Genomic DNA, 12,037 nt, shown 5'->3' with positions numbered 1-12,037 from the left:
CAAGAGCCAACTCTTCTTGTTCCACGAAAGTTACAAAATTGATTAGTGCGGTATAAGGTGCAAAATGGCCTTCTCCACGACCTAATTCTATAACGTATTGTACGGCTACAGAGTGTGTAAGCCATTTTCGCAATCTGGCTACCTTTGCACCGAGAAAATGAATCTCCATGGAAACTGTTGCTCCTTATACTCCCAAGAATAAAGTTCGAATCGTTACTGCTGCGTCACTGTTTGACGGTCACGATGCTGCCATCAACATTATGCGCCGCATCATGCAAAGTTCAGGTTGTGAAGTCATTCACCTTGGACATGACCGCAGTGTAGAAGAAGTAGTGAATTGCGCTATCCAAGAAGATGCCCAAGGTATTGCCATGACCTCATACCAAGGAGGTCACATGGAATACTTCAAGTATATGTATGATCTTCTGAAAGAACGCGGTGCTTCGCACATCAAGATCTTCGGAGGTGGTGGAGGTACTATTCTACCGGATGAGATTAAGGAGCTTCATGAATACGGAATCACTCGCATCTATCATCCAGATGACGGGCGTAGTATGGGACTTCAAGGAATGATCAATGACCTGATCCAGCAAAGTGACTTCCCTACTGGGGTGAATCTTAATGGCGAGGTCAAGAAGATAGCACACGATCAACACGGAGCGTTGGCACGTTTGATCAGTGCAGCTGAGAATGCTCCTGATGAGTATGCTGATAAGTTGAATAGTATTCGCGCTAACGCGGAAAAGTCAACGACTCCAGTATTAGGGATTACCGGTACTGGCGGTGCTGGTAAATCATCGATGGTTGATGAATTGGTACGTCGTTTCCTTCTCGATTTTGATGAGAAGAAGATTGCCATTGTTTCTGTCGATCCTTCAAAGCGTAAAACAGGAGGCGCTCTTCTAGGTGATCGTATCCGTATGAATGCGATTAGCAATGAACGTGTTTACATGCGCTCGTTGGCTACCCGCCAAAGCAACTTGGCCTTGTCAAAGCATGTGAACGATGCGTTGGCAATTCTGAAAGTCGCTGGTTTTGACCTAATCATCCTTGAGACTTCTGGAATTGGGCAATCAGATACAGAGATCATGGATCACAGTGACGTAGCCTTGTACATCATGACTCCAGAATTTGGTGCCGCTACGCAGCTGGAGAAGATCGACATGCTTGATTTCGCTGATATCGTAGCGATCAACAAGTTCGACAAACGAGGCGCTCAAGATGCTCTTCGTGATGTGAAGAAGCAATACCAACGTAACCACCAGTTGTGGGATGCTGATTTGGACACCCTTCCGGTATTCGGAACGATTGCTTCCCAATTCAATGATCCTGGAACAAACCGACTCTACAAGTCGATCATGGATACGCTCTCGGCAAAAACAGAGACGACTCTTGTTTCCTCGCTAGAGATTACAACTGAAGAATCTGAAAAGATCTTCGTCATTCCTCCAAAAAGAACACGCTACCTATCTGAAATCAGCGAAGGAAACAGATCCTACGATGAATGGGTAGATCAGCAATGCAAAGTCGCTGAAGAGCTATACAACTTGAAAGGTGCTCGTGCGAGCATGGTTGCTACAGACCTTGAAGACAAAGACCGTTTGGTCAAAGGACTCGATGAGCAAATTGCTCAACGTACTTTAGATATTGACCCGCGAAACTTACAGATGCTTGAGTCGTGGGAAGAGAAGCGAGCACGATACTACGAAGACGAGTATGTCTTTAAAGTAAGAAACAAAGAGATTCGTATTCAAACGAATACCGAGTCGTTGAGCCACAATAAGATTCCTAAAGTTTCTCTACCGAAGTATAAATCATGGGGAACACTCCTACGATGGATGCTTCAAGAGAACGTTCCAGGTGAATTCCCTTTCACCGCAGGTATTTACCCGTTCAAACGTCAAGGAGAAGACCCAACACGTATGTTCGCAGGTGAAGGTGGACCTGAGCGTACGAACAAGCGCTTCCACTATGTGTCTTTGGGAATGCCGGCTAAGCGTCTATCGACGGCGTTTGATTCAGTGACTTTGTATGGAAATGACCCTGACTACCGTCCTGACATCTATGGAAAGATTGGTAACTCAGGTGTATCCATCTGTTGTTTGGACGATGCCAAGAAGCTTTACTCAGGTTTTGATCTTGCAGCTGCTGCTACAAGTGTTTCCATGACCATCAATGGTCCAGCTCCGATGCTTTTGGGATACTTCTTGAACGCTGCGATAGATCAGCAATGTGAGAAGTACATCAAAGAGAACGGACTTGAGAATAAGGTCGAAGAAGTGCTCAAAGCGAAGTGGGACGATCGCGGAATCGCTCGTCCGCAATACCAAGGTGACCTTCCTGAAGGAAATGACGGTCTTGGATTGATGCTTCTTGGAGCGACGGGTGATGAAGTCCTCCCTCCTGACGTCTACGCTAAGATCAAGGCCGAAACGCTTCAAGTGGTTCGTGGAACAGTTCAAGCTGATATTCTAAAGGAAGATCAAGCACAGAATACATGCATCTTCTCTACCGAGTTCGCATTGCGAATGATGGGTGATGTGCAATCGTATTTCATTGATCACGGTGTACGTAACTTCTACTCTGTTTCAATCAGTGGTTACCATATTGCTGAAGCCGGAGCGAATCCAATTACGCAATTGGCATTTACACTGGCGAACGGCTTTACTTATGTAGAGTACTACCTCAGCCGTGGTATGGACATCAACAAATTTGGTCCAAACCTTTCGTTCTTCTTCAGCAATGGAATCGATCCAGAGTATGCTGTAATCGGTCGTGTAGCTCGCCGTATTTGGGCGAAAGCTCTGAAACAGAAGTACGGTGCTGATCCTCGTGCACAGATGCTGAAGTACCACATTCAGACTAGTGGACGTTCGCTTCACGCACAAGAGATTGATTTCAATGACATTCGTACAACACTTCAAGCGTTGTACGCGATCTATGATAACTGTAACTCGCTTCACACCAACGCATACGACGAAGCCATTACAACGCCTACAGAAGAGTCTGTGCGCAGAGCAATGGCCATTCAGCTGATCATCAACCGTGAGTTAGGACTGGCGAAGAATGAGAACCCTTTACAGGGCTCATTTATCATCGAAGAACTGACTGATCTGGTCGAAGAAGCAGTGTTGAGTGAATTTGATAGCATCACTGAGCGCGGCGGTGTTCTTGGAGCAATGGAAACGATGTACCAGCGAGGCAAGATTCAATCAGAGAGCCTTCACTATGAAATGCTGAAGCATACTGGTGAATACCCAATCGTGGGTGTCAACATGTTCTTGAATAAGAAGGGATCCCCTACCATCGTTCCGGGAGAAGTTATTCGTGCGACAGTGGAAGAAAAAGAATATCAAATCAAGATGCTCGGCCAACTGCATGAATCTGGAGAAGAAAAGATCAATGAACAGCTCAAAGCGATTCAGCTAGCGGCGGTTCAGAACGAAAACATCTTCGACAAGCTCATGGAAGCATGTAAGGTATGTTCTCTCGGACAGATTACGAACGCTCTCTTTGCTGTGGGTGGTCAGTATCGCCGTAATATGTAAGGTGCTTTTTACGCTAGCGCGGAATTCTTTTGCCGCAGCGTTTTTACCGCTTCTTCCCATGATGGAGGGTACTCTGAGTACCAATGAGTGGAGGTAGCACTGCGCGCGAGTTTGGATGTGTTCTTCATTGCTTTTAGATGTGCACCTGACATCACATACTGACGAAGGCTCTTTTCTGATTCCCAGACACTGAGGGTTCTGTGCGTATGCCAACTTTCATTTTTGACTTCGAACATGCGGTTTCCCTTAGCTTTCTGTGCTTGTGCACCTGAACGAAGTGCATGAAACAAGAACATTGGGAGATGCCAAATGCTCTTCAACTTGAGTTCTGTAATTGCGATAACCATGACACAAAGATGAATCAGCTTTACGCGTGAACTAAGTTGTTTCTGCTGTACTGTAGAAAAATCTGGTTGAACTGTACTACCAGTGATATCGCTTGGCCAAGATGTTTAAGGTCACGCCTCCGATTACCAAGAAGATCCCAAGTATGCTCAACGGGTTCAACACCTCGTCATATCGGAAGTATCCAATAGCTAGGGCGAGAATAGCCCCCACGTATTTAAACGGAGTTACTACGCTTGCGTCTTCCTTCATGATGGCGAATGCCATGGCTATTTGGGCAAGCACAGACAATACTCCAATAGCAATCCCATACCACCACTCAGTCATTCCAATAGGTTCCCAGTTTGTGGTGGAGATCCCTCCCATGACCGGAGTGGCGATTAAGTGGAAGTACATCACAATAGACACAGGATGATCTGTGTCTTTACATTTGATAGTAGCGATATAAGCAACCGCCGCCAAGAAGGCACTCGTTGATCCAATTAATAGAAAGGTCACTGGGACGTTTGGATCAAATCCCTTCACCATGATCACCCCAAGTATAGCTAAGGCCAAGAAAACCCACTGAATACGTCTAACACGCTGTCCTAGCCATAACATGGCGAGAATCACCGTGAATACCGGACTCAGGTACTGAATAACCGTAGCACTGGCTAGAGGGATATTCTGAATGGTGTAGAAGAACAAGGTCAATGCGATCATCCCGAACACTCCCCGGATGATAAGCCACTTCTTGTTATTGCCGAAATAAGGGAAGCCTTTGTACAAGACAAAAGCTGAACACAGGATTAATGAGACAACAGAACGCATGAACACAATCTGCGTTGAGGGCAGGAAGGCAATCTCCTTTACAAAGACGTTAGCCGTAGTGAAAAGGACGACAGAAATAAGCATCATGCCAACGCCGTCAAGTCTCATGCCGCGAAAGTACTGAATAAAAAAAGGGGAGCGAACTCCCCTTTATATTATCTGAACACTGTAATGTGTCCGCTAAATTCTTCTGGTTCTACACTGTGAACCGGTTGCACTGTCAATCGATAGACGTAGATCTGATCGGCTACGTAGTGTGTACCATCTTGGTGGCTTCCGTTCCAAGGTTTCGTTGGATCATCAGAGTAGAAAACTACATCTCCCCATCGGTTGAAGACCCACAGTTCGTAAGTACCATCTTTCCATGCTGAACCTACAGGAAGGAACACATCGTTCTTTCCATCGTTGTTCGGTGTGAAGCTATTCGGTACGTATACGTTGAATGGTTCTTCCACGAAGTGCGCAACAATGGTATCGCTGTTGTAGAATTCAAAATCAACGACTGAAGATCGGTTGTCAGGTGTTGGCAAGTGATTTACAGACTCCCAACGGTCAAAGTACCAGAATGCTTCTGGGAAGGCCGCAAATGGAGTTGGCGTCTCTGCCTCTAGTTCACCAGACCATGACTCATTCACTGTGAGTGTATTGTCAACAATAACAAGTCCTGCTTCAGCTGGCTCAACGAGTATCGTAATGGTGTTGTGAGGAATCACATTGTACACCGCCACGATCGTATCAGTGGTTGTGAAGTTCAGGGTGATGTTCTGTGCAAATTCATCTGGGTTGATTGGTGTGTTATTCACTTCCCAGTGATCGAACACACTCCACTCATCATATCCTGCAGTGGCAAACGCGATGTCAACTTCTCCAGCAACTGTACCCGTCCAAGGGTAGCTATCTAGTTCTGTTCCATCCATTGTGATCCATCCAGCTCCTGCTGGCTCCACAGCAACGTTGATATCGAAGTGTGGGAGTTCATTGAAGACAGCAACGATCGTATCCGTTGTTGCGATGAAAGTTGTTCCATCCGCCGAGAACTCGTCTGGATTAACGTTTGCGTTGATTGTTTCCCAGTGATCAAACACGAACCACTGATCAGCTCCAACAGCGCTAATGCTGCTTGGACCTCCATCAACTAGCTGCGTGTTTGGGTATGGTCCCATAGGAACTCCACCGAAGAGGATATCTCCTGCACCTTCTGGCTGAACGTCGAACATCACGTTTTGTGGATCTAGGTCGTTCAAGAAGTAGGCCACTATGGTCACATCTCCTGTGGGCTCGATAATGATACTCGGGTTTTCAGGATCAGCGATAACCAAGTCACCTTCTAGCACCTCCCAATAGAGGAAGACTCCTAGTCCTTCATCTTCTGCATCTAGGTTGATCGGGAACCCTGCGAAGTAAATCCCTTCCCATGGCACCATGTCAGGACCAATATCAAAGGTTTCGATTTCTACTTCTCCAATTCCTTCGATGATGATCGTAATTGTGATTGCTTCTACGTCGTAGCAATCTTCCATACCATCAACTACTGTTTGCTCACAGCGTGTGTCAATGAAATCACGAAGCTGCTGTAGTTCTGTTTCCCATCCAGCAATGTTTCCTCCCCAACGATCACACTGACGTTGCATTTCAGGCTCGATTTCATTCACCATGCTATCAAGCAAATAGTGCATGTAATCACAATTAAGGTATGAGTTACTCAAGTCTGCCCATCGGTTGATGTAGTCAGCGTAGAAATCTTCATTTTCAAGAAGGGCATTCAAAATTGGAACGTGTCCTTGACCTCCTGGATCACCCAAAACTTCAGGGTTACATGGATCAGCTTCTGGGCCCGTATCCGGAACTCCGGTGTAGTTCACATAGTGTCCGAATGACGCATCCATATCCCAAAGGATGTAGCGCCATTTCTTTGCACCTCCATCCGGGTGACGACCTCTCCACCATGCTGTGTTCCAGTTCAACCAGTCAGCAGATACGATGTACGAGTTAAGGATGAAGTAATCGATCAAGCTTCCTGTGTTGTACACTGACTCTACGTACTCGTAGTTTGCAGGGTCAGTCATATCTTGAGTTGTTACGAAGTTCACAAGTGTGTTCCAATCATCGATTGATCCATACTCTTCCCATGTTCCTCCCCAAGTCTTTAGGAAGTCTACGAAGTGACGTGGCTGATCATAGTACTCATCTGTAAAATCGAGGTCATCAATTTTTTCACGGTATTCGTATACACCCCAGTACTCACCGTTGATGTAAACGATACAAGACTCGCTTGTACGTTCATCCATATCAAGGTCTGCCTTATGTGAGAGTGTGTGAACGTAAGCATCACGGATGTGTGCTCCTGGTTCGAATGGGTAGTTGTCATTAGCAGCGGCCTTGAAGATAAGACGCTGGTAGTGATCACGATCTTTCTCGTGGAAAAGCTCTTCCTCGATTTCGTGGTTGTAACCAAGTTGATCACGACCTACGTAATCGAAACCACGCTGTCCGTATGCATTTGAGTCGTTTCCGTGCTCGTTAGAATCTCCAAGCCCTTCACACCAAAATCCTCCTCCTGGATAGAAGAACTCAAGTGCCATTAGCTCATCTCCGTTCCACGCCCCGTCTGAAAGGGTTGGTCCTGATACACTACAAACGACGATACTGTGCTGATCATCTCCAGTGAAGTATGAGTTTGTCTCCACCAAACTTGGAAGAACGTTCGTATCGTTATCGTGGTAAGCAATTGCCTTTACTACTGTAGTAGCATTGATATCGATAGGACCTGTGTACATAGCTGAACCATCTGTTGGTTCGCTACCATCTGTTGTGTAGTACACTGTGGTATTCGGCTCAGAAGAAATCGTAAGCGTTGTTCCTCCTGCGTAGTAACCTGCTTCCATATCAATTACAGGTGCAGCGGCATATGAAGTTCCGCTTGGTCCTCCATTCGGGTCTTCCGGAGAGGCGTTGGTAAAGATCACCCAATCAGCAGCACCGTCAGTTGAACGACCGTAGCTGTGGTTTCGTTGATTAGGATCAATATCCGTTCCGAATGTGAATGAATCGATTGGTGTCAAACCAGGGTCAGAGAAGATGATTGATTCTCCTTGGGTTTGATTCACCTTGAAGTTCGTGTTCAACCATCCCCACATGTAAGGGTCTTCGTCGAAGTCATTCGTGATTAAAACAAGAAGTCTTCCGTTTGCCGGAACGATTGTTCCTGCCGGAATTTCAAATTTATCGAGGTTATCAGCTTGGTCAGTCATATAGTATCCACTGATATCTACATCTGCTCCAGTTGGGTTGTAAAATTCAACCCAATCTTCAAACTCTCCATCCCATCCTCCGGGATCAACATTAAGATCATCGTAATTGGCGAACGAGAACTCGTTCATTACCACTTGTGCGCTGCTGGTAGAGGCTAGCGCGAAGATGAATACACTTATCCAGGTTAATACTCTCATTGGCTTATAGGTTCCTTGCATAACTATGACACATCTCGCTATATAAAGGTTGCATCATAATCGGTTACAAGTTAAGAAATAGTAAACCCTAATTGTTTACATCTGCTTAAGAAAAGACTAACACTCAATTTTTTAAGAATCAAATAATCGGAACGGGTCAAAAAAAAGTCCCTCGGGCTAACGAAGGACTTCAAACACTTAAACTAAATAACGAGTGAAACCGTATAGCATTTCTTTCTCGTCAAACGGCAATATAAATGTACTCAAGAAAAGCAGAGAGAATGCACCAAAATCTCCAAGTGGCAAGACTTGGGGTATAGAATGATAAATTCACTGCATTTGCATCGATTTGTTGAAAAGGTGGAGAAAATCCACGCTCGATTTAATTCTCATTGTTATTTTTGCACGAAACAAAACCATCACCATGGGCTCACACAAAGAAGCAGAACAAAACGAGATCGGAGGACCAGTATTTTTCGCGATCCTTCTTCTTACGTTAGTAGTATTGATCATTTACTTCTTGGGCTGATTTAAGCGCCCCAGATCCATCGTAGTTTTCCATTGAGGATGTGCCACTTCTGGTGCAATCCTGATGGCACTTCTGTATTCAACTGTCGTTGAGGCAACTGCACCCAAACAAGCGTCTTCCCTAGCTTGTTGACTAGATGGTCATATACCCTTTCTGCCCGTTCGTCGTTCCATTCGCTCACTACGAACTCTATCTTGTTTGAGACGATGGTCTCGATCAACTCGTGATTGGAATGCTGTCGAGCATCAAATGACCTCGCTTTTCGTTTTCTCTTCGAGAAGGCTTTTGACCCGATTAGCTTTCCTCCTTTTTCAGAAAGTAATAGAGTACTGCACGAGTTATCAGAACTCATTTCAAGAATAATCGGCACGAATTTCTCCGGCTTAATCGCAGTGAATACTCGCTGTCTATCAATACTCAGAAACCACGCAAGAGCTGCGTCTGTGAGTAATGTGAATTGAGAACTTAATGAAGGTTGATTTCTGACGAGATCTTTCACGCCCGCCAGCTTCAGAAACGTTGACTGCTCTTCATCGAGTTGTTCTTCTAACCAAAGCAATACTTCGGTTATCTCAGAAGTTAGAAAGGCATTCCCTCTCCAGTTCTCGATGTTCAAATCGGCAGTCTTCATTACCCTGAAGTTACACCATGACAATTCCTTATTGTGTAGGCGAAACCACCCCTTTTTTGTAGGACACCGTCTGATAGTACCCCCCATTCCTAGGGCTCGGGCCAACAGAAATGTATCTAAATCAGTGCTTGGCACGTTCAATTTAATGTAGGGACAGATTATGGTGGAGAGAGATAATCGAAAGGATCCGATTGGGATTTGGCTTTCGGGGAACAAAAAAGACAACCTCTTTGGCGGTGCCAAAGTAGGGTTTACTGTGCGTCGCGAGATGACACGTAACGACGGCAAACTTCAAGAAGGCATGTTCTTGGTCTTTGCTGACGAAACATTAGAAATTCTGGATGTAAAAAGCGAGTCCAAGGGGACTCGCTTAAGTATATTCCAACGCCCATCAGTGGGCGAAAATCTTTCATTCTTCTTGCAGGAAAGCTCTGGGCTTCCGCTGATCAAAGCTTTTAACGACTCACAAGAGCTCTTGGCTATTATTGAGTATCTGGAGTAAGCTCCATTTCCATTTCAGGCTCCATTTCCGCTTTTTCTTCACCCCTTACTAAGGTCATTTCGTCAACCAAGTGACCGGCACCGGCATAAACGTCAACTACCCACAGTACGTATCGAATGTCGACCATAATATTGCGGCAACGGCCTGGATCAAACAGGATATCACTCATGGTACTTTCCCAAGAGCGGTCGAAATTGAGCCCTACCAATTGACCTTTACCGTTGATGGCAGGTGACCCTGAGTTTCCTCCAGTGGTATGGTTACTTCCTGTGAAACAGATGCGCAATTCTCCATCCTTGTGTGCATATGGACCATAGTTTCTGGCTTCGAGCTTTTTAATAAGATCAGCCGGCATTTCGAAATCTGGGTTGCCTGTTGCATTTTTCTGCAGAATCCCGTTTGCCGTGGTGTAGAACTTGTATGCCATACCATCTACAGGAGCCGATCCTTCTGCTTTACCGTAAGTTAAACGCAGGGTGCTGTTCGCGTCAGCCCAGTACGTCTTGTTCGGGAAAAGCTCCATCAAACCAGCTACGTAGGTTTTCATCAATGCGTCGATCTCTTGGTTCTTCGCCCCGTATTGCGGACGAACCTTCTGGAAGTATCCCGCGTAATGCGCTGCAGCCTGCTGATATGCTGGATCCTTCATCAACTTAGCAAAGGCTTTCGCAGAAGGTGAATCCAACAGTTTCATGAGCGCCTGTTCATTTGTGAAAATAGAACGCTCATAAGTACGCATCTTCATTCGCTCGATGCTATTCTTATTCTTCTCTTTAAAGGTGCGCATTTGATCAGGGATGAGTTCCCCAGGCATATTGTCAAAGTATAGCTCAGTCAGTGCCAAGTAGATCGCTTCATCCGTAGGCTGGTGGTAGTCTTTGAAGTGAGATTTCACACTAGACTTCAATCCTTCTAGCGCTTTCTTCAATTCACCTTTTTCTTCTAGCCCCTCGTAGTTTTCAATCAAATCTGAGAATGAGTTCGCAAAAGACAAGATCTCTGGTCCGTAGAAGTAGTACTCGATGAATACATCACGTGCTAAACGGTAATCTCTAATCTCTCCATGCAGCACTTTGAGGCGATCAATAGCATCTACATATTCTTTCTTGCCTTTTAGCGAAGCCAACTGACGGTAGCTGTCTTCTAATCGTTGCTTCTTGCCTAAGGCATCAAGCTCAATCAACCCTCCATTCTGACCAATCCACTTCTTGTATGCATTCGAAATCGATGACTGCTTTGCGGCGTATTGAATCTGAATCTTCTCTGATGACCTCATCGCTTGATCAATGATATTCAGGCTAGTTTCGCGCATGTGAATTCGCATTGGGTTTGCTGTGTTGATCACATAGTCAACGGCATCAGTAGTCAAGTACTGCTCCGTACGTCCTGGGAATCCATATACCATAGTGAAATCACCTTCTTCTACCCCATCCATTGAAACTGGCAGGTAATGTGCTGGCTCGTACGGACGGTTCTCTTCGCTGTACTCAGCTGGCTCATTATCTGGGCCAGCGTAGATGCGGAAGAGTGAGAAATCACCCGTATGACGTGGCCATACCCAGTTATCCGTGTCTCCTCCGAATTTTCCAATCGCTGAAGGAGGTGCTCCTACCAAACGAACATCCTTGTATGTCTTGGTTACGATCGAGAAGTAGCTGTTTCCATAGTTGAAGGGACGAACAAATGCCTCGTGGTTCGTTCCTCGTGTCATGGCTTCAATGATCGCGGCTTCGTTTTCTTTCATCTTAGCCGCGCGATCTTGCGCTGACATATCATCAGTAATTCCCTGAAGCATTTTTGCGGTCACGTCATCCATACGGACAATGAATGTGGCCGTGAGTCCTGGATTTGTTAGCTCTTCTGACATGCTCATAGCCCAGAAACCGTCTTTGAGGTAGTTGTTCTCGAGGCTACTGTGCTGCTGGATTTGACGATAACCGCAGTGGTGATTGGTTAACAGCAGTCCTTGAGAAGAAATGATCTCTGAAGTACACCCTCCTCCAAACTGCGCAATGGCATCTTTGAGTGAAGAGCTATTCACCGAATAGATATCCTCGGCAGAAATTTCAAGTCCCATTGCTCGCATATCGTCTTCAATCGACTCGAGCAGAGCTGGAATGAACATTCCTTCCGTTGCGAAGGAGCTCAATGAAACGAAGAGGAGACCAAGGGTCAACGTTAAAATTCGCATTGTATCTGATGTTTAATTGATCAAGGAATGCG

Annotated in this window: 7 protein-coding genes; 2 read left to right on the top strand and 5 right to left on the bottom strand. The window is 45.6% G+C overall.

Translation table 11 applies throughout. The features are described from left to right. Nucleotides 1–167: 167 nt before the first annotated feature. Complete coding sequence (locus tag RA156_RS05525; protein WP_306643551.1) at nucleotides 168–3,548, top strand: methylmalonyl-CoA mutase family protein; 3,381 nt, start codon at nucleotides 168–170, stop codon at nucleotides 3,546–3,548. 8 nt (nucleotides 3,549–3,556) lie between these two features. Here the strand turns inward: RA156_RS05525 and RA156_RS05520 are convergent, their stop codons facing one another. The 4 genes from RA156_RS05520 to RA156_RS05505 all read right to left on the bottom strand — a co-directional run bounded on the left by RA156_RS05520 (nucleotide 3,557) and on the right by RA156_RS05505 (nucleotide 9,312). Beyond that, nucleotides 3,557–3,895: a DUF3291 domain-containing protein gene (locus RA156_RS05520; RefSeq protein WP_306643549.1), complete on the bottom strand. Its 339-nt coding sequence runs from the start codon at nucleotides 3,893–3,895 to the stop codon at nucleotides 3,557–3,559. Between the two features lie 76 nt (nucleotides 3,896–3,971). Next, nucleotides 3,972–4,811, bottom strand: a complete 840-nt coding sequence (locus tag RA156_RS05515; protein WP_306643547.1) for a DMT family transporter — start codon at nucleotides 4,809–4,811, stop codon at nucleotides 3,972–3,974. Between the two features lie 47 nt (nucleotides 4,812–4,858). Beyond that, entirely contained in the window at nucleotides 4,859–8,152 is a 3,294-nt protein-coding gene (locus tag RA156_RS05510; RefSeq protein ID WP_306643545.1) for a CotH kinase family protein, read from the bottom strand. A 530-nt stretch (nucleotides 8,153–8,682) separates the two neighbouring features. After that, nucleotides 8,683–9,312 carry a hypothetical protein gene (locus RA156_RS05505; RefSeq protein WP_306643543.1) on the bottom strand — a complete coding sequence of 210 codons (630 nt, stop codon included), beginning with the start codon at nucleotides 9,310–9,312 and terminating at the stop codon, nucleotides 8,683–8,685. Nucleotides 9,313–9,472: 160 nt separating this feature from the next. Here RA156_RS05505 and RA156_RS05500 point away from each other — a divergent pair, with 160 nt between their 5' ends. Continuing rightward, nucleotides 9,473–9,814 (top strand): hypothetical protein, encoded by a 342-nt coding sequence (locus RA156_RS05500; protein ID WP_306643541.1) that lies wholly within the window; start codon nucleotides 9,473–9,475, stop codon nucleotides 9,812–9,814. On the opposite strand, the gene RA156_RS05495 is transcribed toward RA156_RS05500, so the two are convergent. Further along, nucleotides 9,795–12,005 (bottom strand): S46 family peptidase, encoded by a 2,211-nt coding sequence (locus RA156_RS05495; protein WP_306643539.1) that lies wholly within the window; start codon nucleotides 12,003–12,005, stop codon nucleotides 9,795–9,797. The two genes, RA156_RS05500 and RA156_RS05495, sit on opposite strands and share 20 nt — an antisense overlap. Between the last annotated feature and the right edge of the window lie 32 nt (nucleotides 12,006–12,037).

Origin of the sequence: Sanyastnella coralliicola (genome assembly GCF_030845195.1) — a bacterium.
Classification (GTDB): domain Bacteria; phylum Bacteroidota; class Bacteroidia; order Flavobacteriales_D; family Sanyastnellaceae; genus Sanyastnella; species Sanyastnella coralliicola.
This window is presented reverse-complemented; position numbering and strand designations above follow the sequence as displayed.